At 69.3% G+C, this 25741-nt stretch carries 22 protein-coding genes; 11 read left to right on the top strand and 11 right to left on the bottom strand.

Annotation, left to right across the window (positions count from 1 at the left end; all coding sequences use genetic code 11):
• Nucleotides 1-40 precede the first annotated feature (40 nt).
• Nucleotides 41-673: a TetR/AcrR family transcriptional regulator gene (locus NRB56_RS33710; protein ID WP_406603566.1), complete on the top strand. Its 633-nt coding sequence runs from the start codon at nt 41-43 to the stop codon at nt 671-673.
• 40 nt (nt 674-713) lie between these two features.
• Here the strand turns inward: NRB56_RS33710 and NRB56_RS33705 are convergent, their stop codons facing one another.
• From NRB56_RS33705 to NRB56_RS33695, 3 genes are read right to left on the bottom strand one after another with little or no spacing between them, the layout of a single operon-like run.
• Nucleotides 714-1469, bottom strand: coding sequence for a hypothetical protein (locus tag NRB56_RS33705; protein ID WP_194291087.1), 756 nt, complete (start codon nt 1467-1469; stop codon nt 714-716).
• Nucleotides 1470-1516: 47 nt separating this feature from the next.
• Nucleotides 1517-2305, bottom strand: coding sequence for an ABC transporter permease (locus tag NRB56_RS33700; RefSeq protein ID WP_153348417.1), 789 nt, complete (start codon nt 2303-2305; stop codon nt 1517-1519).
• Complete coding sequence (locus NRB56_RS33695) at nt 2302-3252, bottom strand: ATP-binding cassette domain-containing protein (protein ID WP_153348416.1); 951 nt, start codon at nt 3250-3252, stop codon at nt 2302-2304. Before NRB56_RS33695 ends, NRB56_RS33700 begins: the two co-directional genes overlap by 4 nt.
• Before the next feature lie 111 nt (nt 3253-3363).
• Here NRB56_RS33695 and NRB56_RS33690 point away from each other — a divergent pair, with 111 nt between their 5' ends.
• The 4 genes from NRB56_RS33690 (at nt 3364) to NRB56_RS33675 (ending at nt 7410) form a co-directional block, all read left to right on the top strand.
• Entirely contained in the window at nt 3364-4104 is a 741-nt protein-coding gene (locus NRB56_RS33690) for a TetR/AcrR family transcriptional regulator (protein ID WP_319943916.1), read from the top strand.
• Between the two features lie 77 nt (nt 4105-4181).
• Complete coding sequence (locus NRB56_RS33685) at nt 4182-5399, top strand: helix-turn-helix domain-containing protein (RefSeq protein ID WP_153348415.1); 1218 nt, start codon at nt 4182-4184, stop codon at nt 5397-5399.
• Between the two features lie 107 nt (nt 5400-5506).
• A complete protein-coding gene (gene adh, locus NRB56_RS33680; RefSeq protein ID WP_153348414.1) occupies nt 5507-7024 on the top strand; it encodes an aldehyde dehydrogenase in 1518 nt (505 codons plus the stop codon).
• Nucleotides 7024-7410: a DUF779 domain-containing protein gene (locus NRB56_RS33675; protein ID WP_153348413.1), complete on the top strand. Its 387-nt coding sequence runs from the start codon at nt 7024-7026 to the stop codon at nt 7408-7410. The genes adh and NRB56_RS33675 overlap by 1 nt, the downstream gene beginning before the upstream one ends.
• Nucleotides 7411-7720: 310 nt before the next feature.
• On the opposite strand, the gene hrpB is transcribed toward NRB56_RS33675, so the two are convergent.
• From hrpB to NRB56_RS33660, 3 genes are all read right to left on the bottom strand, one after another.
• Nucleotides 7721-10183, bottom strand: coding sequence for an ATP-dependent helicase HrpB (hrpB, locus tag NRB56_RS33670; protein ID WP_194291086.1), 2463 nt, complete (start codon nt 10181-10183; stop codon nt 7721-7723).
• A 68-nt stretch (nt 10184-10251) separates the two neighbouring features.
• On the bottom strand, nt 10252-11022 hold the full coding sequence (locus NRB56_RS33665; RefSeq protein WP_153348412.1) for an SDR family NAD(P)-dependent oxidoreductase: 771 nt from the start codon (nt 11020-11022) through the stop codon (nt 10252-10254).
• Nucleotides 11023-11024: 2 nt separating this feature from the next.
• Nucleotides 11025-12566, bottom strand: coding sequence for a class I adenylate-forming enzyme family protein (locus NRB56_RS33660; protein WP_319943915.1), 1542 nt, complete (start codon nt 12564-12566; stop codon nt 11025-11027).
• A gap of 91 nt (nt 12567-12657) precedes the next feature.
• Here NRB56_RS33660 and NRB56_RS33655 point away from each other — a divergent pair, with 91 nt between their 5' ends.
• The 3 genes from NRB56_RS33655 to NRB56_RS33645 are packed head-to-tail and all read left to right on the top strand — an operon-like array spanning nt 12658 to nt 15838.
• Nucleotides 12658-13797 (top strand): CaiB/BaiF CoA transferase family protein, encoded by a 1140-nt coding sequence (locus NRB56_RS33655; RefSeq protein WP_153348411.1) that lies wholly within the window; start codon nt 12658-12660, stop codon nt 13795-13797.
• Entirely contained in the window at nt 13794-15071 is a 1278-nt protein-coding gene (locus NRB56_RS33650) for an acetyl-CoA hydrolase/transferase family protein (protein ID WP_319943914.1), read from the top strand. Before NRB56_RS33655 ends, NRB56_RS33650 begins: the two co-directional genes overlap by 4 nt.
• Entirely contained in the window at nt 15071-15838 is a 768-nt protein-coding gene (locus NRB56_RS33645; RefSeq protein ID WP_153348410.1) for an enoyl-CoA hydratase/isomerase family protein, read from the top strand. Before NRB56_RS33650 ends, NRB56_RS33645 begins: the two co-directional genes overlap by 1 nt.
• Nucleotides 15839-15921: 83 nt before the next feature.
• Here NRB56_RS33645 and NRB56_RS33640 read toward each other — a convergent pair whose 3' ends face one another.
• The 5 genes from NRB56_RS33640 to NRB56_RS33620 all read right to left on the bottom strand — a co-directional run bounded on the left by NRB56_RS33640 (nt 15922) and on the right by NRB56_RS33620 (nt 21577).
• A complete protein-coding gene (locus tag NRB56_RS33640) occupies nt 15922-17061 on the bottom strand; it encodes an acyl-CoA dehydrogenase family protein (protein WP_153348409.1) in 1140 nt (379 codons plus the stop codon).
• Complete coding sequence (locus tag NRB56_RS33635) at nt 17061-18257, bottom strand: acyl-CoA dehydrogenase family protein (RefSeq protein ID WP_153348408.1); 1197 nt, start codon at nt 18255-18257, stop codon at nt 17061-17063. The genes NRB56_RS33640 and NRB56_RS33635 overlap by 1 nt, the downstream gene beginning before the upstream one ends.
• 174 nt (nt 18258-18431) lie before the next feature.
• The gene (locus tag NRB56_RS33630) at nt 18432-19214 is read right to left on the bottom strand and encodes an enoyl-CoA hydratase/isomerase family protein (RefSeq protein WP_319943913.1); all 783 of its coding nucleotides are present in this window, start codon (nt 19212-19214) and stop codon (nt 18432-18434) included.
• Between the two features lie 118 nt (nt 19215-19332).
• Nucleotides 19333-20280: an acyl-CoA dehydrogenase family protein gene (locus NRB56_RS33625; protein ID WP_319943912.1), complete on the bottom strand. Its 948-nt coding sequence runs from the start codon at nt 20278-20280 to the stop codon at nt 19333-19335.
• Between the two features lie 148 nt (nt 20281-20428).
• Nucleotides 20429-21577: an acyl-CoA dehydrogenase family protein gene (locus NRB56_RS33620; RefSeq protein WP_153348407.1), complete on the bottom strand. Its 1149-nt coding sequence runs from the start codon at nt 21575-21577 to the stop codon at nt 20429-20431.
• Nucleotides 21578-21674: 97 nt separating this feature from the next.
• On the opposite strand from NRB56_RS33620, the gene NRB56_RS33615 reads away from it, so the two are divergent.
• From NRB56_RS33615 to NRB56_RS33605, 3 genes are all read left to right on the top strand, one after another.
• Nucleotides 21675-22481 (top strand): FadR/GntR family transcriptional regulator, encoded by an 807-nt coding sequence (locus tag NRB56_RS33615; RefSeq protein ID WP_319943911.1) that lies wholly within the window; start codon nt 21675-21677, stop codon nt 22479-22481.
• A 210-nt stretch (nt 22482-22691) separates the two neighbouring features.
• Nucleotides 22692-24302: an SMP-30/gluconolactonase/LRE family protein gene (locus NRB56_RS33610; protein WP_153348406.1), complete on the top strand. Its 1611-nt coding sequence runs from the start codon at nt 22692-22694 to the stop codon at nt 24300-24302.
• A gap of 45 nt (nt 24303-24347) precedes the next feature.
• Nucleotides 24348-25739 (top strand): aromatic ring-hydroxylating oxygenase subunit alpha, encoded by a 1392-nt coding sequence (locus tag NRB56_RS33605; protein ID WP_153348405.1) that lies wholly within the window; start codon nt 24348-24350, stop codon nt 25737-25739.
• The last annotated feature ends 2 nt before the right edge of the window (nt 25740-25741 follow it).

Genomic DNA, 25741 nt, shown 5'->3' with positions numbered 1-25741 from the left:
GGGCACCTTCAGGAAAGAGCCGGTCTGGAAGCAACGTGCGGTGGAGCGGTCCATCCGAACCGCGAAACTCCGTGCCGAGCAACGGGTCCAGGAATGCCTCGAGGCCGCCCGCGCGCTGATCGTCGAAAAAGGCAACACCGATTTCACCGTCCAGGAGGTGGTGGATCGCTCCGGGCAGTCGCTGCGCACGTTCTACCTGCAGTTCAGCGGTAAACACGAATTGCTGCTCGCACTGTACGAGGACGCGCTGGCGCAACTGGCCGACCAGATCCACGCCGCGGCCGCCGTCCACACCGACCCGCTGCAACAGCTGCGGGCGGGGTGCCACGAATTGTTCGAGCTGTCCAGGCCGGACGCGACGCCGATCCGCCCGCTGCTCACCGAGTTCGCCACCCAGCTGCTGGTGACGCATCCGGCGGAGGTGCAGCTCGCGCACACCCCCTTGGTGGCGTTGTTCACCGAACTGATCGAAAAGGTCGGCGCCGCACACAGATTGCGGACCGAGGTGAACGCGGACCGCACCGCCACCCTGATGACGCAGATGGTGTTGTTCCTGGCCCAGTCCATCGGCAGCAACGACGATCTCCCCGGCCGGCCGATCACGGCCGAGGAGGTCTGGACCTTCTGCGCCTTCGGATTCGCCGACGACGGCCCCGCCGCCGGGACGGCGTGATCGACAGGGCCGGGACAGCGTGACGGCCGGCCCCGGCCCGTTATCGGGTCGGGGCCGGCCGCGCGGTGCCGGTCGCGGGAGCGGTGGTCGTGGTGGAATCGGTTTCCGGCGAAGAGGATTCGGAACCGGCGCAGGCGTACGCGAGTCCGTGCATCCCCGGATCGGTGCGCTGCAGGCAGCCGACCGGCTGCACTCCCGAATCGTTGATCCGCACACCGGATCCGGCGGACTTGTCGACACAGGTGAGTCCGTTGCTGTCCATGCGGCAGTCGTAGTCACCGAAGGTGAGCCGGTTGCCGTAGTTCAGCACCGAGCCGTACCCGTTGACGAACTGGCCCGGATCACCGTGCTGGGCACCGACGTTCAGCGTATCGCCGGGATAGTCCAGCCAGCCGCCCACCCAGTTGGAGTCGGCGGGGACCGCGGCCGGCCGGGCGGGCGGGTCGACCAGCTGCACCAGACAGCTGAGTCCCCCGGCGTACGGCGACATCTTGGACGAGGTCATGCATTTGATCTTCTGCGACGGGCTGGTGAACGCCACGTCGTCACCGAGGTCGGTGGTGGCGCCCTCACGGGTGACGGTGTGGAAACCCTTGCGATCCACCGACTCTCCGCCCTGCACCCACGCGGTCAGCTCCGGCAGTGTCGTGCCCGGCGTGGCGGCCGCGGCCTTGCTGGTGGGGAAGGCGGCGCCCGGGGTGTCGGTGGCCGGCACCGGGTGGCCGTGCAGACCCCCGCAGGAGGTGAGCAACAGGCACAGCGCCCCGATCCCGGTCACCGACATTCGCATAGTCATGGACCCTGTCTGTACCCGACCGGCTTTCGCCGATCAAGCCCCGCAGCTCAATCCCGCGTGCGGTGACGCAGAAGCGCCCCGGCGAGCAGGTAGCCGGCGACGGCGATCCCCGCGCACCAGCCCACGGCCGCTCCGGCATCGTGCCATGTCGGCGTTCCGATCAGCAGGCCCCGGATCGTTTCCGTGATCGGTGTGATGGGCTGATTCTCGGCGAACCACCGCAGCCACACCGGCATCGTGTCCGGCGGCACGAAAGCACTACTGACGTAGGGCAGGAACATGTAGGCGAAAGTGAAGCCGTTGGCGGCCTCCGGATTCGCGGCCAGTAGCCCCAGCGCGGCGGCGAGCCACGACAACGCCAGCACGAACAGCGCGACCACGCCCAGTACGCCGAGCCAGCGCACCGGATCTGCGGTGGGCCGGAAGCCGATCGCGACGGCGACCAGCACCACCAGCGCGGTGGTGAACAGATTGCGCAGCACGCTGTCCGCCACGTGACCGACCAGCATCGACGTCCGCCGCACCGCCAGGGTGCGGATGCGGTCGATGATGCCGTTCCGCATATCGGTGCAGACGCCGACGGCCGTGGTACCCGACCCGAATCCCGCGCACAGCAGGATGATTCCGGGCACGACGTAGTCGATGTAGTGCCCGTCGACGCGCATCGCCCCGCCGAAGACGTAGACGAACATCAGCAGGATCATGATCGGCACGGCGAGCGTCATGATCATGGTGTCGGGGCTGCGCAGCGTGTGCCGCAGGTTGCGGCCGGCCATCGTCGCCGCCTCGCGCGTCGCGCGGACCGCCAGCGGCGGCCGGATCATGGTGTCGGTCATCGGGTTTCCTTTGCGGCCGGTGCGCCGGTGAGCGCGAAGAACACGTCGTCGAGATCCGGTGTGTGGATGGTGAGTTCGCCGATCGCGATGGCGTCCTCGGCGAAACGGCCCAGCAGCCGCGACAATTGCTCGGCGCTGCCGTCCGAGGGCACGCGCAGCGCCAGTTCGCCGGCGTCGACCTCCGCGGCCGGGACCGCGCGGGAGGCTGCGGCCAGGCCCGCCGAATCGGTGAAGGTCAGTCGGACGTGCCCGCCCGGTACGAGCTGCTTCAGCTCGGCGGGGGTGCCCTCCGCGACGATCTTCCCGCCGTCGAGCACCGCGATCCGGTCGGCCAGCTGATCTGCCTCCTCGAGGTATTGAGTGGTGAGGAAGATCGTCACGCCGCCGGCGACGAGATCCCGGATGACCGCCCACAGTTCCCGGCGGCTGCGCGGGTCGAGCCCGGTCGTGGGCTCGTCCAGGAACAGGATCCGCGGATCGCCCATCAGGCTCATGGCCAGATCGAGCCGGCGGCGGGTGCCACCGGACAGCGCGCCGGCCCGCTTGCCCGCCGCCGCGGTCAGGTCGAACCGTTTCAGCAGGTTGTCGGCACGGCGGCCGATCTCGCCACCCGGCAGATGCAGCAGGTTGCCGACCAGGCGCAGATTCTCGGCCGCGGTCAGCACGTCGTCGACCGCGGAGTTCTGGCCGGTGACGCCGATCAGCCGGCGCACCTTGTCCGGTTCGCGCAGCACATCGTGGCCGCCGACGCGGACCTCACCCCGGTCGGCGGTGCCGAGCGTGGCCAGGATCCGGACCATCGTGGTCTTACCCGCACCGTTCGGTCCGAGTAACGAAAAGATCGTTGCGGCAGGGACTTTCACGTCGATGCCGGACAGCACCGGAACACCGCCGAAGGATTTGGCCAGCCCCGTGACGGAGACGGCGAGCGCTGGAGGGGGAGTCATGGGACATCCGATCGAGAGAAACTGTGTGCGTTGTACACTCTGTTTATAAGATACACAGTTTTCCGGACCGGGCAAGATGTCGTCCAGGAGACGACGACGATCGGAGGCCTTGTGGACGAATCCGGCGAGGTGACGCTGCCCAAATCGGTGGAGCTGCTCTGGGGGCTGGGCAGCACCGGCAGCCGCGGTCCCCGGCGCGGGATGAGCCTGGACCAGATCGTGGACGCGGCCATGGAGCTCGCCGACGCCGACGGCCTCGCGGGGCTGTCGATGAGCCGGGTCGCCGAACGGCTCGGCTTCACCACCATGTCGCTGTACCGCTACGTCGACAGCAAGGACACCCTGCTCGATCTGCTCTCGGACCGCGTGGTCGGCCTGCCGCCGGAGATCCCGCCGGGAACGCCGTGGCGGGACGGGCTGTACCGCTGGGCCTGGGCGGAATTCCGTATGTTGCAGGCACATTCGTGGTGGCTGGACATCCCGATCTCCGCACCGCCGATGGGCCCCAACAACATGGCGTGGCTGAACACCGCGCTCACCGTTCTCGACGGCACGAGCGTCCCCGACCCGCTCAAAATGCAACTGGTGCTGAATCTTTCGCTGTACGTGATCGGCCGGGCGCGATTCCAGCGCGACACCCAGACCGGCCCGGAGGTCACGGATTACCCCGAGATCCTCGCTCGGGTCCTCGATCCCGACCGTTTCCCGGTACTGGTCCGGACCCTCGGCGCGCGAGCCTTCGACGACGACAACGTCGACTGGGCGGACGCCGATTTCGAGTTCTGCTTGGCAAGGCTGCTGGACGGGTACGAACGCTTCATCGACGGTTTCCCGGCGCCGGCTGCGGTCTGACCGCCGAACTTGCCGCAGCCGGACGGGCCGGTGAGGCATGATGGTTCGCGAGAGTGTCATGCGGAAGGGCTCGTCCGATGGCGGAGCGGAGCAGCCTGTCGCGGCGGCGGGCCGCGCTGGAGCGGGAATGGGCGCGCACGATTCCCGGGTCGTCGGCGCCGGCACCCGCCGAATCCGGTGTGCGGCGCGAGGTCGCCCAGTCCTGGCAGCGCTCGATGCGTACGGTCGACCCCGAAACCACTTGCGCCCCGGATGATTCCGCGGACATCGGACCACGCTGGGCGGACTCCCCGCTGCGCGGCCCGGTCACCGCGCTGACCGGTCAGCTGCACAGCATCGCCCACGACGCGGGCTACATCGCGGCCGTCACCGACGCGGACGGCACCATCCTCTGGTCCTACGGCGGACCGGCCATGCGCCGCCGCGCCGAACGCGTCAACTTCGCCCCCGGCGGCCGCTGGGACGAGGCGCACATGGGCACCAACGCGTTGTCGCTGGCACTGCGCACCGGGGAACCGAGCACGGTGTTCTCCGCCGAACATCTGGTGGCCGCGCTGCACGGCTGGGTCTGCTACTGCGCGCCGATCCACGCCGCCGACGGACGACGCCTCGGGGTCCTGGACCTCTCGGCCTCCTGGGACCGCTCCAACCCGCTGGCGATGTCGACCGTCCGAACACTGGTCAGCGCCATCGAAACCCAGCTGCGCGCCGACCCGGCCGCGACACCCGCCGCCGGGATCCGGCTCCGCTGCCTCGGCGCCGCGGGCCTCACCCGCGCCGGGCGGCCGGTCCGGCTGCGGCCCCGGCAGCTGGAGATCCTCACGCTGCTCGCCCTGGAACCGGGCGGATACACCCCGGAGCGGCTGCACCACGCCATCTACGGCGACCGCCCCGCCGGCTCCAGCACGCTGAAAGCCGAAGTCTCGCATCTGCGCCGGGCGACCGGCGGCGAGATCGCCAACCGCGTCTACCAATTGACCACCCCGCTGGCCTGCGACGCGGTGGAACTGGTCGAGGCGCTGGCGGCCGGCGACACGGCGACCGCGGTCCGGCTGTATCGGGGCCCGCTGCTGCCCGGTTCCGACACACCCGGCATCGTGGAGTGGCGCGACCATCTCGCGGTCGGCGTGCGCGCCGCGGTACTCGCCGATCCGGATCCGGCCCACGCCCTGAGCTACGGCGAGCGGGTGCCCGACGACATCGCCGTACACGAACACGCGCTGCGCCTGCTGCCGGCCGACGATCCCCGGCGGGCCGTCGCCGTCGCCCGCCGGCACACCGCGCTGCGCCGCTGACGAACCCGCGATCCGGGCGCGTCGCCGTGTCGTCAACCATCCGCCAACCCGCGCTGAGCATAGTGATCCACATCACCGACCGTCTCGACTCAGCGAGGAGCACAGCCATGATCTACGCCAAGCCCGGCGCGGACGGCAGCATCGTCGATTACCCGTCCCGGTACGAGAATTTCATCGGCGGCGAGTGGACCGCACCGGTCGAGGGCCGTTACTTCGAGAATCCGTCCCCGGTCGACGGGGAGACGATCTGCGAGGTCGCCCGGTCGTCGGCCGCCGACATCGATCTGGCGCTGGACGCCGCGCACCGCGCCGCCGACGCGTGGGGCGCCACCCCCGCCAACGAGCGGGCCAACATCCTCAACCGGATCGCCGATCGGATCGAGGCGAATCTCGAGGCGCTCGCCGTCGCGGAGACCTGGGAGAACGGCAAACCGGTCCGGGAGACCAAGGCGGCCGATCTGCCGCTGGCCGTGGACCATTTCCGCTACTTCGCCGGCGCGGCCCGCGCGCAGGAGGGCAGCATCGCCGAAATCGACGCCGACACAGTCGCTTACCACTTCCACGAGCCGCTCGGCGTTGTGGGACAGATCATTCCGTGGAACTTCCCGATCCTGATGGCCACCTGGAAGCTGGCGCCGGCACTGGCCGCCGGAAATGCCGTGGTGCTCAAGCCCGCCGAACAGACCCCCGCCTCCATCCTGCAGGTGGTCGAACTGATCGCGGACCTGCTCCCGCCGGGAGTCCTCAACGTGGTCAACGGTTTCGGTGTGGAAGCGGGTAAGCCCCTGGCCTCCAGCCCGAAGGTCGCGAAGGTGGCGTTCACCGGCGAGACCACCACCGGCCGGCTGATCATGCAGTACGCCAGCGAGAACATCATCCCCGTCACCCTGGAGCTGGGTGGCAAGAGCCCCAACATCTTCCTCGAGGATGTGACCGCCGCGGACGACGACTTCCTGGACAAGGCGGTCGAGGGCTTCGTGATGTTCGCGCTGAACCAGGGCGAGGTGTGCACCTGCCCGTCCCGCGCCCTGATCCAGTCCTCGATCTACGACGAGTTCATCGAGCGCTGCATCGCCCGCACCAAGGCGATCGTCGGCGGCGACCCGCTCGACGAGGCCACCATGATCGGCGCCCAGGCCAGCAACGACCAGTACGAGAAGATCCTGTCCTACCTCGACATCGGCCGGAAGGAGGGCGCCGAGATCCTCGCCGGCGGCGGCACCCGCAAGGTCGACCGCTACCCCAACGGCTACTACATCGAGCCGACGATCTTCAAGGGCAGCAACGACATGCGGATCTTCCAGGAGGAGATCTTCGGCCCGGTGGTCTCGGTGACCACCTTCGACTCCGTCGACGAGGCCCTGAAACTCGCCAACGAAACCCTCTACGGCCTCGGCGCCGGCGTCTGGACCCGGGACGCCAACACCGCCTACCGCCTCGGCCGCGGCATCAAGGCCGGCCGCGTCTGGACCAACTGCTACCACGCCTACCCCGCCCACGCGGCATTCGGCGGCTACAAGAAGTCCGGCATCGGCCGCGAGAACCACAAGATGATGCTCGACCACTACCAGCAGACCAAGAACCTCCTGGTGAGCTACTCACCGAAAAAACTCGGGTTCTTCTGATGCCCCGCCGGGTGGAGCTCACCGAAGCCGCGGAAACCCTGGTGCGCACCCTGATTCGACAACACGGCCCGGTCATGTTCCACCAGTCCGGCGGCTGCTGCGACGGAAGCGCCCCGATGTGCTACCCCCGCAACGAATTCCGCGTAGGCGCCGCCGACGTCCTACTGGGCACCGTCGACGCGGACACCCCGTTCTGGATGAGCGCCGACCAGTACGAGTACTGGAAACACACCCACCTCACCGTCGACGTGGTCCCCGGCCGAGGCAGCGGCTTCTCCCTCGAAGCCCCCGAGGGCGTCCGCTTCCTCATTCGCTCCCGGCTACTGACCGATGCGGAACTCGGGGAGTTGACACCGCCGCCGACGGGGGCGGAGGTCGCGGGCTGATCAGTGCCGCCCGGATGCGCGTGGGCCATCCGGGCGGTCATTCACCCGCCCGCGGACCGTACGCGCCGACGGTCGCCTTCGGATGAGGCCCGAGCAGCTCATCCGCGAGTTGCTACGCATCAATAATTACGTCCGCGCATCAATAATTCCGCCCTGGAGGTAATTATTGATGAGACAGCGGGATCGTCAGCACCCGGTTCCGGGACTTGGCCGACCTGTTGCTCATCATCGACAGTCATACTTTCGACGCTGCCGAAACACTCGATGCCCCGCCCGCCGGGCATCCCTACCCGATCGAGGCGGATGAATTTTATCGGCGTGCGTTGCGGGCGGTGCCGCGGTGGGCGGGGACGGTGGTGGGGTCTTCGGGCCAGGCGTGTTTCGGGTAGCGGCCGCGTAGGTCGGCGCGGACCTGGGGCCAGCCGGTGCGCCAGAAGGAGGGGAGGTCGGCAGTGACCGCTACCGGGCGCTGGGCGGGGGACAGGAGGTGCAGTACCGGGGTTGTGCGGCCGTCGGCGAGGCGCGGGGTTTCGGTCCAGCCGAAGATTTCCTGCACCTTGACCGCGAGGACCGGCGGGTCGGTGGTGTAGTCGAGACGAATTCGGCTGCCGGAGGGCACCTCCAGGCGTTCGGGGGCCAGTTCGTCGAGGCGGGCGGCCGCCGGCCAGGGCAACAGGCGGCGTAGGGCGTGGCCGGCATCGATCCGTTCCAGGTCGGCTCGGCGGCGGGCGGTCGCGAGTTCCGTTGCGAGCCAGGTGTTGTCGTCGAGCAGTGTCTCGTCGTCGACCGCGGGCCAGGGGGCGCCGAGGGTGCGGTGCAGGAAGTCCAGGCGATGTCGCAGTGATACCGCGTCTTCCGACCAGTGCAGCAGGCCGAGTCCTTCGGACCGCAGGCCGGATCGCACGGCGAGTGCCAGCGATTCGGCGGGCGGTCGTTGTAACGGCTTGCCGGACAGGAGGATCGCGCCGAGCCTTGTCACTCGCCGCGCCACCACATCGCCGTCGGCCCATTCCACCTCGTCGGCGGTGCTGAGCAGTGCCGGGGCCGCATGCCGGGCCAGTTCCTCATCTGCGGTGGCCGCCGATCGGATCCGGCCCTCCGCGCGGCCCGGATCCCGGTCGGCGACCGCGACCGCCAGCCATTCGGCGTCGCCGAGGCCGGACCCCGGCGGCAATGTCACCGCGGTTCCACCGGCCATCAGATAGCTCGCCGAACCCGATGCCCGCCGCCGCGCCAGTCGCTCCGGGTACGCCAGGGCCACGATCAACGACGGGTCGCCTGCGGTGTGGGTATCTCTGGCCGGGGATTGTCCGGACTCTGCCCGGTCGAGCATCCGCGTCAGGCGCTGCACCTCGCGGCGCCAGCGGTCGGGACGATCGGCGCGCAGGGTGCGCAGGCCGGCGGCCAGATCGGTGGCGGGCAGCAGGGTGTCGTCGTCGAGGATGGCCACGACCTCGGCCGCGGCGCGAGCGCCGATCTCGGCGGCGCCGTCGAGCAACGCGCGGGCGTGCCGGGGATGCAGGCCCAGGGCGGCCATGCGGCGGCCGCGGGCGGTGACCTCACCGTTTTCGAGTGCGCCGAGGGCGGTGAGGACGTCGCGGCCGACGGTCAGCGCGCCGGTCGGCGGCGGGTCCCACCAGGACAGGCCACTGCCGTCGGCGGTACCCCAGCAGGCGAGTTCCAGTGCGAGGCGGGTCAAGTCGGCGGTGCGGATCTCCGGTTCCGGATAGGCGGGCAGGGTCGCGTGCTCGTTCTCCGGCCAGCAGCGCCAGGCCCGGCCCGGTCCCTCGCGGCCGGCACGGCCGGCGCGCTGTTCGGCCACGGCGGCCGAAACCCGCACTGTCGCAAGACCTGTCAGCCCACGGCGGTGGTCTACTCGGGGCACCCGGGCCAGGCCGCCGTCCACGACGATCCGGACCCCGGGGACGGTCAGGCTGGATTCGGCGACCGCGGTCGACAGGATCACGCGCCGCCGTGCTCCGGCGCGCAGCGCCGCGTCCTGTGCCGCCGCGGGCAGGCGGCCGTGCAGCGGGAGGACGTCGACGCCGCCGAGGCCGTCCACTATCGAAGCGACTCTGCGGATTTCGGCCGCGCCCGGGAGGAATACCAGCACGTCGCCTGCGAATTCGGCGAGCGCGGTCCGGACGGTCCGCGCCACCTGCGCCTCGAAGCGCTCGCGTGGCAGCACCGGGCTGTAGGCGATCTCCACCGGATAGGTCCGGGCGTGCGCCTCGACCACGGGCGCCGGAGCCGTCCCGCCGAGCAACGCCGCCAACCGGTCCGCCGCTACGGTCGCGGAGGTCGCGAGCACCCGCAGGTCCGGCCGTAGGCCGCCACGCGCGTCGAGCAGCAGGGCCAGCAACAGGTCGGCGTCGAGATGCCGCTCGTGGCATTCGTCGAGCATCACCGCGTCCACGCCCGCGAGTTCCGGGTCGCCTTGCAGGCGCCGGACCAGCAGCCCGGAGGTGACCACCTCGACCCGGGTGCGCGGTCCGGCCCGCCGATCCCCGCGCACCGAATAACCGACCGTCTCCCCCACCGGTTCGCCGAGCAGCGACGCCATCCGCGCCGCCGCCGCGCGCGCCGCCAGCCGCCGCGGCTCGGCGACGAGGATCTTCCCGCTCGTGCCCGCGGCCAGCGCCAACGGCACCAGCGTCGTCTTCCCGGTGCCGGGCGGCGCGACCAGTACCGCAGCGCCTGCGCCGGTCAGCGCCGACGTCACCGCACCGAGCACCTCGCGCACGGGCAGGTCGGGTAGTTCGGGCAGCATCATCGCCGATCAGTCTGCCGAATACTCGGCCGGAGCGTGATATCGGCTCGGGCTTCGCTCGCAGCGGCAGGCTAGCGAGCCGTCCAGCCTCCGTCGACGACGATGGTCTGTCCCGTGACATAACGGGCGGCGTCGCCGGCGAGCCAGGAGATCGCGCCGATGAGATCGTCGGCGGTGCCCTCGGTCGGTAGCGGGGTGTTGCGGCGCAGGTAGGCGCCGCCGCGTTCGCTGTCGTAGAGGGCGTCGGTGATCTCGCTGCGGAAGAAGCCGGGGGCCACGGTGTTCACGCGGATCGAGTGGCGGGCCCATTGCACGGCCAGCTCGGCGGTGAGGCCCGAGAGGCCCAATTTGCTTGCGGCATAGGAGGCTTGGGGGATTCCGGGGACGCCGACCCGGCCGCTGATCGACGAGATGTTGACGATGCTGCCGCGGCCGGTGGCGCACATGTGCGGAAAGACCGCCTGGGACAGCAGGAACGGGGCCACCAGGTTGAGGTCGATGGTGGCGCGGATGTCGGTGAGGGTCTCGGACTCTGCGCGGTCCTCGGAGAAGCGGTTGCCCGCGGCGTTGACGAGAATCTCCGGCGGGCCGAGGGTTTCGGCGACCTCGGGGACCACGGTGGCGACCGCCTCGGGGTCGGACAGGTCGCAGGCGACGGCGAGGCCGTCGATCCGCTCCGCCAGTTCCGCCAGCCGGTCCTTGCGGCGGGCCACCACGGCGACCCGCGCGCCGAGTTCGGCCAGCGCGGTCGCCGTCGCGGCGCCGAGCCCGGACGATCCGCCGGTCACGATCGCCACCCGGCCCTTCAGGGCGAACATGCTTGTGACACTGCGTATTTCCATGATCACTCCCCGGCGCTGTCGGTACGGTGGGCGGCGACGAATTCCGGGAGCCCGGGGCGCACCACCTTGCCCATCGCGTTCACCGGTAGGCCGTCCACCCGCGACCACAGCTCCGGCACCTTGTAGCCGGCCAGCTCCCGCCGGCACGACTCGGCGAGTGCGGTGAAATCGATTGCGGTGCCGTCGGTTTCGACGACGGCGGCGACGCGTTGGCCGAGCCGGTCGTCGGGGATGCCGTAGACGGCGGCCTTCGCGACGGCGGGGTGGGCGGTCAGAATGCGTTCCACCTCCAGTGGATACACGTTCGCGCCGCCGCGGATGATGACCAGCTTCTTGCGATCCAGTACCGACAGCCAGCCCTCTCCGTCGACCGTGCCGATGTCGCCGGTCGGGGTCGGGTCGGCGTCGACGGGCTGTACGGCGCCGTCGGCCCAGTAGCCGAGCATCGGGCGCCACAGGTTCGCGTACGGGCCGGAAGTCGCTGCGGTGATGCGCAATTCGCCGAGTTCGCCCGGCGGCAGCCGGTTGCCGGCGTCGTCGTGGGCGGCGACGTCCAGGTGCGGCAGGACCCGGCCGCCGGTGCCGGGCTGCCAGCGTTCACCCGGCGGATCGATCGCGACCACGGTCGGCGCCTCGGTCAGGCCGTAGGTGGCGCGCGGGGTCAGGCCGTGCGCGTCGGCGAAGGCGCGGCGCAGGGCGTCGGAGGTGTCGGCACCGCCGCTCCACACCTCCCGCAGCGAGCTCAGGTCGAGGTGGGGGCGTTGGGCGAGGTCGTAGACCTGTGCGGGCGCGCCGTTCCACACCGTGACCCGGCGGGTGGTGATCCACTCGGCGACACCGTCGACGTCACGGCGGTTCATGATCACCGCGCAGCCGCCGGCCTGGGCGGTCAGCAGTGTGGACAGCACGATGAGATTCAGGATGGTCAGCGGGAAGCTGTCGCCCTTGCGCAGATCCGGGCCCCAGCCGCGGGTGGCGGTCAGTGTCGCGCCGGGCAGCAGCATGTTGCGCTGGCTGTGCACGACCGCCTTCGGAGCGCCGGAAGTGCCACTGGTGAAAGCGATTCCGGCGGGGGCGTCGAGATCCGTGGTGACGGCCGGCGCGGGGGCGGCCGTGTCCAGCAGTGCGCGCCAGCGGTCGAGCCCGACCACGGTGGGCCCGGTCAGCAGGCAGCGCGGGCCGGCGAGGACCACCGTGGGCTCGACCGTGTCGTGCAGTTGCTGCTGTTCGGCCTCGGCCAGGGCCTCACCGATCCCGGCCCACACGGCGCCGATGCGTTGCACGCCGTGGAAGGCGGCGACGATGTCGAGGTCGTTGGGCAGGCAGGCCGCCACCCGGTCGCCGGGGCGGACCCCGAGTTCCCACAGCGCGCCGGCGGCGCGGCCGGCCTGTTCGTCCAGCTGCGCGTACGACCAGATGCCCGAGACCGCCTCGATCGCGGGGGCATCGGGACGCTGCGCGAGAGCGGTGTCCAGAACGGCGGCGATCGACGCGGGGAGGGTGATGCCCTGGCCCGGCATTCCCGGATCGGTGAAGCTCTCCACGGCAACCTTGATATCACTATCCTTACAAAGATTCACTGTTTTGATCTATCCTTGCAAAGATTCATTGGATGGAAGGCGAGGGCTGGCGCGGATGACACACGGTCCACTGTCCGGAGTACGGGTCGTCGATCTCACCGCGATGGTGATGGGGCCGTACTGCACCCAAATCATGGCCGACATGGGGGCGGACGTGATCAAGATCGAGCCCCCCGCAGGTGACAACACCCGGTACATCTCCGTCGGCCCGGAACCCGGCCTCGGGGGCGTCTTCGTCAACGTGAACCGCGGCAAGCGCAGCGCGGTGCTCGACCTGCGGTCCGACGCGGGCAAGGAGGCGCTGCGCGCGCTGATCGCCGGCGCGGACGTGTTCATCCACTCCATGCGCGCCCGGGCGATCGCGGATCTCGGTTTCGACTACGCGGCGGTGGCGGCGATCAATCCCGCTGTCGTCTACACCAATTGCTACGGGTACGGCCGTCGCGGGCCGGACGCGAACCGCACCGCCTACGACGACACCATCCAGGCCGAGAGCGGATTGCCTTATGTGCAGGGGCAATTGACCGGGCAGACCAGTTACGCCGGCACCATCCTCGCCGACAAGGTGGCCGGGCTCACCGCCCTCTACGCCACCATGATGGCGCTGTTCCACCGTGAACGCACCGGTGAGGGACAGGAAGTCGAGATCGCCATGTTCGAGACCATGGCCTCGTTCATGCTCGTCGAACACGCCAACGGGGCGATGTTCAGCCCCCCGCTGGCGCCCGCCGGATATCCGCGCGCGCTGGCGCCGAATCGGAAACCGTACGCCACCAAGGACGGTCACATCGGCGCGCTGGTCTACAACGACAAACAGTGGACGGCGTTCGTGGAGGCGGTGAAACCGGCGTGGGCGGGTCCGCAGTTCGCGACGCTGGAACAGCGGGCCAGGCAGATCGACACCGTGTACGCGCTGCTGGGCGAGACGTTCGCCGAGCGGACCACGCAGCAGTGGCTGGATCTGTTGCGGTCGCTGGACATTCCCGCGGCGCCGGTGCGCAGCCTGGACGATCTGTTCGACGATCCGCACCTGAACGCCGTCGGTTTCTTCGAAACCGTCGACACCCCACAGGGTCCCGTGCGATTCCCCGGCCCGCCGGCCTGGTTCTCCCGCACCCCTGGTCATGTGGCCGGGCCCGCACCGCGGCTCGGCGAGCACACCGGCGACCTCGCCCATGGCTGGGAGCCGCGGTGAGCGCCCCGACCGTACTGCCCGAAACCGCTTTGAACCTGGCGGATTTCGTGCGCCCCGGTGATCGCATCGTCGTCGGGCAGGCGTGCGGGGAGCCGAGCACCCTGCTGGAGGCCCTGATCGAGCAGGGCCGCGACATCGGCGACCTCTCGGTGTTCGTGGCGACCAGTTTCTCCGGGATCTTCACCTCCTCCGCCACCGACAGTTTCGCGCTGTCGAGCATGGGCGCGATCGGCACGCTGCGCGCGCCGGCGAAGGAACATCGGCTCTCGGTGGTGCCCTGTCACGTGAGCCGGGTCGGGCCCATGATAGAGACCGGGGCCCTGGGCTGCGACGTGGCTTTCGTGCAGGTGAGTCCCGCCGACGCGGACGGCAACCACAGCCTCGGCCTGATCAGCGATCACGTCCTCGCGGCCGCCGCGACGGCGCGGGTGGTGGTGGCCGAGGTCAACGACCAGGTCCCGTTCACTCTCGGTGAGCGGCTACCCTCGTCGAACATCGACTACGCGGTGCACGTGTCGCGGCCGCCGGTCGAGGTGCCGGCCGCCCGGATCGGCGAGATCGACACGGCCATCGCGGGTTACGCCGCCGCCTACATCGAGGACGGCGCGGTCGTGCAGACCGGGGTCGGCGCGGTGCCGGACGCGCTGCTGCGGCAGTTGCACGACCGGCGGAATCTGGGCGTGCATTCCGGCATGATCGGTGACGGCCTGGTCGATCTGGCCGAGGCCGGCGTGGTCACCAACGCCTGCAAGCGCATCGACGCCGGCGTCTCGATCACCGGCGCCCTGATCGGCACCAGGCGGCTCTACGACTTCGCCCACCGCAATCCCGAAATCCGCATGTGCACAACCGATTACACGCACAATCCGGCGATATTGGCCCAGCTGGACAATCTGGTCACGCTGAATTCGGCGATGGAGGTGGACCTCACCGGGCAGGTGAACGCCGAACAGAGCGGATCCGCGTATCTCGGCGGCACCGGCGGCCAGGTCGACTTCGTCCGCGCCGGCGCGAATTCCCTCGGCGGGCACGCCATCATCGCACTGCCGGCGACGGCGAAGGGCGGCACGATCAGCCGTATCACCGCGGCGCTGTCCGGCCCGGTGACCACGGCCCGCAGTGACGTCGACATCGTCGTCACCGAATTCGGCGCCGCCGAACTGCGCGGGCAGAACCTCGCCGAGCGCACCCGCCGCCTGATCGCCATCGCGCATCCCGACTTTCGCGAGGATCTGGACCGAGCCGCCCACCTCATCCGGCAGAGAGGTTTCTGATGTCCGACGCGGTCACCTACGACGCACGTCCCGACGGGATCGCCGTGATCACGCTGAACCGGCCCGAAACCCGCAACTGCCTGTCGAAGGATGTGCGCGAGGGCCTGTTCGACGCCTGGGACCGCTTCGAGCGCGATCCCGACTCACGGGTGGCGATCCTCACCGGCGCAGGCGACAAGGCGTTCTGCGCCGGCGGCGATCTGAAGGAGATGGTGGAGACCGGGATGCGGGTGCCGCCGCGCGACATGTTCCCGCTCCCCTACGACACCATCGAGCTGTCGAAGCCGACCATCGCCGCGGTGAACGGCGTCGCCTTCGCGGGTGGCTGGATGATCGCGCAGGCCTGCGACCTCTGTGTCGCCAGCAGCACAGCGAGATTCGCGATCACCGAGGTGAAGGTGGGCCGCAGCTCGCCCTGGGCGTCACCACTGATCCACATGATCCCGCAGCGGATCATGATGGAGATCCTGCTCACCGGAAAGCCGATCACCGCGCAGCGCGCCTACGAGATCGGGCTGGTCAACCGGATCGCCGAACCCGGGGATCTGCTGTCGGCCGCGGTGGAACTGGCCACCGATGTGCTCGCGGGAGCACCGCTGTCGGTGCGCGCGGCACGCGAAACGGTCATGCTCGCAACCGAAATGGGCCGGTCCGCCGCATTGCGGGCCGCGCGGCACGCCGCCGAGTACTGCTACACCAGCGACGACGCGCAGGAGGGTCCGCGCGCCTTCGCCGAAAAGCGTTCGCCCCGTTGGACCGGTCGCTGAAGCAACGTCCTGGCCTGCCGGGCACACGCCGCCGCATCGCCGACACGCCGCGCCGATACCGGTGAACCTGGGCGGGCGACTTTTCAGGCGTAGCGACGGGACAGGCGGCGGCGATGATCGGCGGGGGCTCCGTACAGCGAGCGGTTCAGCAGCGCGCGCTTCAGGTAAGTGTGGATGCCGCTCTCCCAGGTGTAGCCGATCCCGCCGTGCAATTGCATTGCCTTGCCGACGATGTCGACCGCGGCGGTGCAGGCGTAGGACTTCGCCATCGCCGCGGCGGCGCCGTCCGCCGACTCGTCGGTGAGACCGCGGATCGCCGCATCGATCAGCTTGCGGGCGATCGTGATCTGGACCAGCATGTCGGCGCAGGCGTGCTTGACCGCCTGAAACGAGCCGATCGGCCGCCCGAATTGTTCACGGACGCGGGCATAGTCGACGGTGGCGTCGAGCATGGCTTCGCTCAGGCCCAGGCTGTCGCAGGCGACCGCGACGGCGGCCCGGTCGCGGAGGTAGCGCAGCGCCTCATAGGGATTGTCGACGAATCGCCAGACCTGCTCCACCGCAACATCTTCCGCTGATACCGTCGCGATGCTGCGCGTGAGGTCGACCACCGGCCGGGTGGTCACAGTGAGGCCGGGGGCCGACGGATCGACGGGCACCACAACGGGTATCCCACTGTCGTCGGCGGCGAGCAACAGCAGGCGATCCGCTTCCGGCGCGTCGAGCACGAAATCTGCTGTGCCACTGACGTTCACGCGATCCGCCTCGTAGACGAGGCGGAAGGGGGTGACGCTCCGGACGATCGGAAGGCTGTCCGTCGCGGCCGACGAACCCGACGCCGGCGGTGCCGGTTCCGCCGGGATGTCCTGTGCGCCGAACAGTTCGGCGTCGAACACCGGCACCGGCGTGGCGGCGCCGGCGACCGTGTCGCGCAGTAGCCGATCGCGGTCGGGGCCGGGTCGCAGTTGTTCCAGGGTGGTGATGGCCAGCGCGGCCACGGTCGGGTACGGGCCGGGCGCGGCGGCGCGGCCGAACTCGTGCAGGATCACCGCGACTTCGGCGAAAGTGGCTTCCGCACCGTCGTATTCGTCGGCGGCTTCCAGACCGAGCCATCCGGTGCGGGCCAGTTGCCGCCGGTCGAGTGCCGCCCCCGAACCGGCCGCGAGCAGTTCGCGTGCGACGGTGCGCAGTTCGTCGTGGAATTCGGAAAGATCGTCGGACATCAGTTTCCTGCCGGTTCTCTGGGTAGGCCGAGTCCGCGCTCGCCGATGATGTTGCGCTGGATCTCGCTGCTGCCACCGGGAATGGTCCACTCCCACGACCCGACGAAGTCGAGGACCCATGCCCCCGATTCCCAGCCGCCGGACATCGGTTTGCGCACAACGGTCTGCGTCGCGAGTCCGCCGATCTCGGCACCGAACCCGGTGAGCCGCTGCAACAACTCGCTGTAGAACAACTTCACCACCGACGCGTCCGCCGGACCCGCCGTCCCCGCCTCGTGCCGCTGCACCACATCCACACACAGCGCCCGCAGTCCCGCGATCTCGGTCTCGAAGGTCGCCAGCCGGTCCGCGACGACCGCGTCATCGATCGGACGGCCACCCTCCGGCCGAGGCCGGGCGCATTCCTCCACCAGCCAACGGAACCCGGCGTTCCCGAGCCGTTCGGCCAACTCCAGCATCGTCAACCCGCGCTCGGCGCCGAGGGTGGACTGCGCGACCTGCCAGCCAATGTTCTCCGCACCGATCAACTGCGACACCGGAATCCGCACCTGATCCAGGAACAGCTCACAGAAATGCGACTCCCCGGTCGCCTGCTTGATCGGCCGCACATCGATCCCCGGCGACCGCATGTCCATCAGAAAGTACGAGATCCCCTTCCGCTTCGGGGCATCCGGATCCGTCCGCGCCAGCAGCAGGCACCAGTCCGCGTGCTGTGCGCCGCTGGCCCAAAGTTTCTGCCCGGTGACCACGAAATCGTCACCGTCGCGGCGCGCGACCGTCCGCAACGACGCCAGATCCGATCCCGCTCCGGGCTCCGAGAAGCCCTGGCACCAGATCTCACCCTCGAGAATCGCCGGAAGATACCGCTGCCGCTGGGCTTCCGTACCGGCTGCGAGCAGGGTCGACGCCGCGTGGTGGATCGCCACGAACGCCAGCACCAACCGGGGCGCGTCCGCCGCGGCGAGTTCCTGATACAGGACAACCTGCTCCGGGACGGTCATCCCGCCGCCGAATTCCTTCGGCCAGTGCGGGACCGCGAACCCGCCGGACCGCAATGTCTGGAACCACTCCCGCTGAAACGCTACGAACTCCGCGTCCGGCACACCGGTCTGCGCCGACCGCCACTCCGCCGGCACATTCGCTCGGCACCAATCCCGCACCCCCGCACGGAAATCCCCCATCACCGGCCTACCCATCGCGGAACCTCCGCTCCGAAGTCCCACTCGCCGAACACCGATTCGGGTCGCGCCGCGACACCAACGGCCGGACGCGGATCACTGTTCCCACGACACCGGCGCCGGGCAAGGTCAACCGACCGGGCACGACCGTACCGCCGGACACTCGCCGGGCCGGGCTACCGCATTCCGTGCTCATTCGCGACCGGCTCTGTTCCGCAACGCCAGCAGTCGTTCCCGATGCTCGACCGTCTGCATCGACACCACCTCCGCCGCGAACCCCGCCTGCAACGGACCCGACAACGCCTGCGACAAATACATGTTCACCACCCGCTTCGTCCCCCGCAACGCCTCCACCGGCTGCCGCGCCAACCGATCAGCCAACGCACGCGCCTGCACCAGAAGGTCATCCGCCGCCACCACCCGCGACGCCAACCCCAACTCCACCGCCTTCACCGCATCAATCCGATCACCGGTGAACAGAAACTCCCGCGACCGCATAATCGGAGTCAGCAACGGCCACAACGCCGCACCACCGTCACCGGCCACCAAACCCACAGAGATATGCGGATCCGCCAACGACCCCCGCTCCGACATCAACACCACATCACTGAGCACCGCCACACTGCACCCCAACCCGACTGCCGCACCGTTGACCGCCGCGATCACCGGCAACGGAAACCGCAACATCTCCTCCACGATCTGCGCACCCTCACGGACACTCTCGTCCCGCGCGACCGGATCCTCCAGAAACGACGTGATCCAATCCAGATCACCACCAGCCGAAAACGCCCGCCCCGCACCGGTCACGATCACCACCCGCGCCTCGGCATCCATCGCCAACTGACGCCACACCTGAGCCAAACCCCAGTGCAACCGCTCGTTGACCGCATTCAATTCGTCCGGACGATTGAGGATCAGCGTCCGCACCGGGCCGTCGCACTCCACGATCAACTCATCGGGAAGGTCATACTTCACGCGGCAACTCCTGTCGCGGGTGCGGTGCCACGGACGAGCCGGGCGGCGGGTGGTGCTGGATCAATGCTCTGATCGAGGAGTCTCGTCGTCTCGCCTCGGTACGACACATTTCCGGAACTCATGCGATCTTCTCTGTTTCGGGGTCGCTGAACAGCCCGGTCAGGCCGTGGCGTCCGAGGCGCCGGGTCAGTTCGTCGCGCGTCTCGGACAGCCCGGTGGGCAGGCGGCGCAGCGGCCGGCTGTACCGGGACAGCCACGACAACGGCGACTCGTCGCAGAAGCCCAGCGCACCGTGCAATTGATGGGAGACCCGGAAGACGATGTCGGCGGCCTCGATCGCGGCCAGGCGCAGCGACAGGGCATCATCGACGGCGTCCGCGCTTCCGGTCTGGAAGCTCCACAGCGCATAGCGGGCCAGCATTTCCACGCCGCGATGTTCCACGGCAGCGTCGGTCAATTGGAACTGCACGCCCTGGAATTCCGCGAGGGTGCGGCCGAACTGCTCACGCACCGTCACATGGGATCGAGCGAGATCGATGGCCCGGTCCAGCATTCCGAGCAGGGTCCAGCACGGCAACAGCAGACCCAGCGCGAGGTCCCCCGCCGGATCGCGCCGGGCCGATCGCACATCCAGCGCCGTGACGAAAGCCGTGTCGCGAGGCCGCGATTCGGCGGCCCGAGGTGTCGCGGAGCCGGGCTCGTCCGACAGAGTCACGGTGGCCCAGCGCAAGTCGAGATCGGCCACGGCGCCGGTGGGTTCGCGCTCGGAGATCACGATCAGTCCGTCGGCGTCGGCGGGCCGCGCGAGTCGTTCGGCCACGGGATACGGCAGCGCCCAGTAGCCGGCCGAACGGCACAGCGCCGCAGCGGCTTCCAGTTCGGTGGCGTCCGCGCGGGGTGTCAGCTCCCAGGCGCCGAGCTTCCGCAGTACCGGGTCCACCAGGTCGGCGCGGGCACGCGGATCCTGCTCGGCCCGCTGCACGAGCTCGTCGCCACCTGCGGCTTCCAGCGCCCGCCGGGCCTGGTGCCCGAATTCCGTTGCTTCCGCGGACAGTTCGATGTTCACTTTTTCTCCCCTCTCGGGCGAGGCGCGCGCGGGCCGGTGGATCGCATTGCGTCCCGATGGCTCCGGCACCCGCGGTCGCGACGGTCACCCCTGCCGATGGCCCGCCGGCCGCCGGCCGCGTGCGAATACCGTTGTGGTGCGGCCCGGTTCACGCCGAGGCCAGCAGTGATCGGGCGAGCAGGATCCGTTGCATCTCGATGCTGCCCGAGGCGACGGTGGCGGCGTGCGCGTATTTCCAGTGGTCCTCCACCGCGCGGCGGAAGCGCCGGTCCGGCTCGTCGTCCGCCGCCGCGAAGGTGGCGATCTCCGAGAGCACCGCGGCACTCTCCTGATCGAGTCTGGTCACCGCGATCCGGTAGACGGCGGCGTCGGCCGGGGCGACGCGGCCCGAACTCTGCAGCGACAGCACCTGATACGCCAGCAGTCGCGCGCGCCGGCTGTGGATGAGCATGCGTGTCCAGCGGCCGCGCAGTTCGGCCGGCAATGTCTCCCAGCGGTCGCCGAGCACTTCGGGGGCGGCCATCAGCAGCCGCTCGCAGCGCGCGTACCGGGCGATGCCGACCCGTTCGAACGCCAGCACCTCCTGCACGACCCGCCAGCCGTCGCCGACCGTGCCGAGCACGTCGGCCTCGGTCGCCCGGACGCCGTCGAAGAAGACCTCGTTGAGGTGATGCGGGCCGAGCATCGCACGGATCGGCCGCACCTCGATGCCGGGATCGGACATCGGCAGCAGAAAGACGGTGAGGCCCTGTTGTTTCCGCTCCTCGCGTGAGGTGCGGACGAGCAGGAAGCACCACTGCGCCATGGTGGCGTAGGAGGTCCAGATCTTCTGCCCCGACACCAGCCAGCCGTCACCGTCGCGACGCGCCGACGTCCGCAACGACGCCAGATCCGACCCCGCGTCCGGCTCACTGAACCCCTGACACCAGATCACCTCACCCCGCGCGATCGGCGGCAGATGCTTACGCTGCTGCTCCTCCGTACCGTGCCGCATGATCGTCGGCCCCACCCAGTTCACACCCATGTACTGCGCACCACGCGGCTCGTGATGCGCCCACATCTCCTCGCGCACGGCCGTCTGTTCCCAGACCGAGGCGCCACGGCCGCCGAATTCCTCGGGCCACGCCGCGCAGAGTAGTCCGCGTTCGGCGAGCAGACGCGAAAAGCTCTGCGCCACTTCCAGATCCGCCGGGTCGTCGGTGAAGGCACCGAGAAAGTCGGGAGGGATTTGCTCCTTCACCAGACTGCGCAGCTCACCGCGGAGGACGGTGGCGGCCTCACCCATCGTGAAGTCCATGGGCCGCACATTACGTCAATCATTGTAAGGATGGCAATATTTGTAACGCTCGTTCGGTGATGGTTAGACTCCAACGCATGACCGACAGGCGGACTGCGTGACGACGGCCCGTCGCGGCCGCATTCCGCAGCGCCGCATCGCGGAGACGGTCGCGGCGGAATTGCGTGCGCGCATTCTCGCCGGCGACGACGATTTCCGCCTGCCGACCCAGGATCAGCTGGTCAAGGAGTTCGGCGTCAGTTACCCCTCGATCCGGGAGGCGCTGCGCATCCTGGAGACCGAGGGCCTGGTGACGGTCCGGCGTGGCAATGTCGGCGGCGCCGAGGTGCACCGGCCCGACGAGTCGTCGGCCGCGTATCACCTGGGCCTGGCCCTGCAGGGCGCCCGCGTCACGCTCGGCGATCTGGCCGTCGGCCTGCAACAGCTGGAACCGATGTGCGCCGCCGAGTGCGCGCGCCGGGCGGACCGGCTGGAGGTGGTGGTGCCGGCCCTGGAAGCCGCGGTCGACTCGTCGGCCGAATTCGTCGGCGAGGGAGCGCAATTCACCCACTCCGCGCGCGACTATCACGATCTGATCATCTCGTTCGTGCCGAACGCCACCACGCGCTACGTGGTGTCCAGCCTGGCCCGGCTGTGGTCGGCGCAGGAGGAGGCGTGGGCCGAGGTGCTGACGCGGCGCGGCGAGTATCCCTCGACCAGCGAGGCGCACGATGCCGTGCACGCACACCGGCGGATCACCCGGGCCATCGCGGACGGGGACGCCGCCGAGGCGGCGCGTCTGGCGCGGGCCCATCTGATCGCCACCCAGGCGATCGTGCTCGAACGTTTCGACGACGGTGTTGTCAATGCCTCCGCCGCGATGGCGCGGCAGGCGGTCCAGTCCGGGCCACGGGCCCGAATCTAGTACTGCTGCAACAGCTTCGACACCCCGTCGCCGTCCGGTGGCGGGGTGTCGTCGTCCGGGCCAGAGTCTAGACATCGACCTGCCAGCTTTTCAAGTATTGCTATCCTTGTGAGGATTGAAGTAGCCTGACCCATCGATAGTGGCCTGGGTCACGAAACGTATGGATCAATCCCTGTCGCCACATCGTGGACACCGACGTTCTTCTTCAGCATGGGAGGCCCCGCTTTGGCACCAGGGGCGCGTTACGCCAGTACAACTTCGATCGCCCTTGCCGAGGGCTGGAGCGTGGAGCGGCTCACCCCGCCCAGCCGCCTCTTCGGCGCCAACGGACTGAGAACCGGTCCGGACGGCCGCATCTACGTGGCCCAGGTCAGCGGTAGCACGATCAGCGCACTGGACACAGCCAGCGGCGAGATCGAGACCATCAGCGCGAAGGGCGGCGACATCGTCGCCCCCGACGACATCGCCTTCGACCCGGCCGGCAACCTCTACGCCACCGAGTACTACGACGGCCGCGTCAGTGTGCGCGGCGCCGACGGCAGCGTCCGGCTGCTGCGCGACGACCTCCCGGGCGCCAACGGCATCACCGTGTACCAGGGCCGGCTGTTCGTCAACGAATGCCGGATCGGCGGCCGGCTGATGGAGCTGCCGCTCGACGGCGGCGCGCCCCGCGTCCTGGTGGACAACCTGCCGTTGCCCAACGCCATGGAGGTCGGCCCGGACGGCTACCTCTACTACCCGGTGATGGGCACCAATGACATCTGGCGCATCGATCCCGAAGGCGGAGAACCGGAACGGGTCGTCGGCGACCTCGCCGGACCCGACTCGGTGAAATTCGATCCCCACGGGAACATCGTCTCCACCCAGGCGGGGTCCGGGCAGGTCCTGCGCATCGATCCGCGCACCGGCGACCGCCGGGTGCTCGCGAATCTCGCTCCGGGCCTGGACAATTGCACGTTCATCGGCGACCGGCTGTACGTCTCGAACTTCACCGGCGAGATCACCGAGATCTCCGCCGCCGGCGAGACCAGCACCACCCTGCCGGGTGGCCTGAGCTGGCCGCTGGACCTGACCGTCGGGCCCGACGGCGTGCTGTACATCGCCGACGGCACCCACCTGTACGCCCTGCGCTCCGGCACCCCCGAGGCGCTGGGAATGTTGTTCACGCCCAACTACCCCGGCCCGATCCGCGGCGTGATCGCCGCGGGCGCAGACGAATTCCTCGTCACCACCGCGGCCGGCACGGTGGCCGTCTACCGTCCGGCCAAGGAGGAGACCGAGGTCCTCGCCGAGGGCATCGACCAGCCGTACGGCATCGCGTCCGGATCCGACGGCCGGCTCGTGGTCACCGAATTCGGTTCCGCGGGACGGGTTCTGGCGGTGCGCGGCGGACAGATCGAGACGCTGGCGAGCGGGCTGAACCAGCCGATCGGCGTCGCGTTCGGCCCCGGCGACACGGTCCTGGTGGCCGAATCGGGCGCCGGGCGGGTCGTGTCCATCGTCGACGGCAGGGTCGACACCCTGGTCGACGGCCTGCGGACCCCGCACGGGCTGCTGGTCCGCGGCGGGCAACTGCTCGTTGTCGACGTCGGCCTCAAGGCCGTGATCAGCGTCGATCTCGGCACCAAGATCCGGCAGACGCTCGCGGAGAACCTGCCGGTCGGCGCGCCTCCCGGGGTCACCGCGAAGCCGCTGCTGGGCGTGCAGCCGTTCTCCGGCCCGCAGGGTCCGTTCACCGGTATCACCGCCGGACCGGACGGCACCGTGTACGTGTCCGCCGACGCCGAGGGCAGCGTGCTGGCCCTGCGTCAGGATGCGTGAATCCATGTCGAAAACCCCCACCCGCTGAATCCACCGGGAGAAGCCATGACCGAAACCATCGATAATGTATCCGCATCATCGAGCGGGTCCGCCGCGGCGGCCGAGCCGCTGTCGAGCCCGATGACGATCGGCGTGGAAGCGTACATCTCCGAGGAGTACGCCCGCGCCGAGGCCGACAAACTCTGGTCCAAGGTGTGGCAGCAGGTCTGCCGTGTGGAGGAATTGCCGCGGGTGGGGGATTTCCTCACCTACGAGATCCAGCACGAATCGTTCATTCTGGTGCGGACCGACGCCGAGACGATCCGGGCCTATTACAACGTCTGCGCGCACCGCGGCCGGCGGCTGGTCGACACTCCCCCGGGCGAGCACGACGCCCGCGGGCAGCGCAAGCAATTCGTCTGCGGATTCCACGGCTGGCGCTACAACCTGGAGGGCCAGAACACCTTCGTCCCCGAACGAGACGATTGGACCTGCGGCCTGAACGACCGCACCGATCGGCTCAATCCGGTCCAGGTCGACACCTGGGGCGGCTGGGTCTGGCTGAACATGGATCCCGATTGTGTTCCGCTGCGCGAATATCTGGAGCCGGCCGCCTCGCTGCTGGATCCGTTCCAGCTGGAGAACATGCGGTACCGGTGGCGGCGCTGGCTGACCTTCGACTGCAACTGGAAGGTCGCCTTCGAGGCGTTCATGGAGACCTACCACGTCCCCTACACCCATCCGGAATTCATGAATTTCGGCAATTTCCTCGGCTGGGGACGTAACCAGGGCCTGCACAGCAACATCGGCTACGACGCGCCGAAGGGCATGGAGGAGAACCAGGGCAAACTGCGCGTCGGCAGCGGCGCCGATGCCCGGCTCTCCACCGCGCAATTGCAGAATTTCACCTGGGAGAACGCCAACACCAACACCACCGAGACGATGGTCGAGGTGGCGAACCGGCTGGCCACGGAACTGCCCGAGGGCACCCCGCCGGCCGAGGTGCTGCGGTACTGGCTGGACACCTGCCGCAAGGAGGACGCCGACCGCGGCGTCATCTGGCCGACCGTCGACCCGGAAACGGTCGCCAAGAGCGGCACCTCCTGGCAGATCTTCCCGAATTTCCAGATCGGCCACGCGGTCAACAACATGCTCTGCTACCGATTCCGGCCCTACGGCTACGACCCGGACAAGTGCATCTTCGAGGCCGCGGTCTTCGAATTGTTCCCGCCCGGTGAGGAACCGGAGACGGAATGGATCTACACACCGGTCGGCGATCCGGGCTGGCGCACCGTTCTGCCGCAGGATTTCGACAACATGGCCGCCGTGCAGCAGGGCATGAAATCGCGCGGATTCTCCGGGCCGAAGCCCAATCCGTACCGCGAGCGGACCGTGGTCAGCCTGCACCACAATCTCGCCTCCTACATGGGCACCGGCGAGCCACGCGATTTCGTGTGACG

Source organism: Nocardia aurantia, from assembly GCF_009604425.1.
Lineage (GTDB): Bacteria > Actinomycetota > Actinomycetes > Mycobacteriales > Mycobacteriaceae > Nocardia > Nocardia aurantia.
The sequence above is the reverse complement of the archived record's forward strand: the minus strand, read 5'-3'. Positions and strand labels throughout refer to the sequence as shown.

Excerpts from the sequence above, each read along its gene's own strand:
- NRB56_RS33705 (WP_194291087.1), bottom strand. The coding sequence starts at position 1,469 with ATGACTATGCGAATGTCGGTGACCGGGATCGGGGCGCTGTGCCTGTTG.
- NRB56_RS33700 (WP_153348417.1), bottom strand. The coding sequence starts at position 2,305 with ATGACCGACACCATGATCCGGCCGCCGCTGGCGGTCCGCGCGACGCGC.
- NRB56_RS33695 (WP_153348416.1), bottom strand. The coding sequence starts at position 3,252 with ATGACTCCCCCTCCAGCGCTCGCCGTCTCCGTCACGGGGCTGGCCAAA.
- NRB56_RS33685 (WP_153348415.1), top strand. The coding sequence starts at position 4,182 with ATGGCGGAGCGGAGCAGCCTGTCGCGGCGGCGGGCCGCGCTGGAGCGG.
- adh (WP_153348414.1), top strand. The coding sequence starts at position 5,507 with ATGATCTACGCCAAGCCCGGCGCGGACGGCAGCATCGTCGATTACCCG.
- NRB56_RS33675 (WP_153348413.1), top strand. The coding sequence starts at position 7,024 with ATGCCCCGCCGGGTGGAGCTCACCGAAGCCGCGGAAACCCTGGTGCGC.
- hrpB (WP_194291086.1), bottom strand. The coding sequence starts at position 10,183 with ATGATGCTGCCCGAACTACCCGACCTGCCCGTGCGCGAGGTGCTCGGT.
- NRB56_RS33665 (WP_153348412.1), bottom strand. The coding sequence starts at position 11,022 with ATGGAAATACGCAGTGTCACAAGCATGTTCGCCCTGAAGGGCCGGGTG.
- NRB56_RS33655 (WP_153348411.1), top strand. The coding sequence starts at position 12,658 with ATGACACACGGTCCACTGTCCGGAGTACGGGTCGTCGATCTCACCGCG.
- NRB56_RS33645 (WP_153348410.1), top strand. The coding sequence starts at position 15,071 with ATGTCCGACGCGGTCACCTACGACGCACGTCCCGACGGGATCGCCGTG.
- NRB56_RS33640 (WP_153348409.1), bottom strand. The coding sequence starts at position 17,061 with ATGTCCGACGATCTTTCCGAATTCCACGACGAACTGCGCACCGTCGCA.
- NRB56_RS33635 (WP_153348408.1), bottom strand. The coding sequence starts at position 18,257 with ATGGGTAGGCCGGTGATGGGGGATTTCCGTGCGGGGGTGCGGGATTGG.
- NRB56_RS33620 (WP_153348407.1), bottom strand. The coding sequence starts at position 21,577 with ATGGACTTCACGATGGGTGAGGCCGCCACCGTCCTCCGCGGTGAGCTG.
- NRB56_RS33610 (WP_153348406.1), top strand. The coding sequence starts at position 22,692 with ATGGGAGGCCCCGCTTTGGCACCAGGGGCGCGTTACGCCAGTACAACT.
- NRB56_RS33605 (WP_153348405.1), top strand. The coding sequence starts at position 24,348 with ATGACCGAAACCATCGATAATGTATCCGCATCATCGAGCGGGTCCGCC.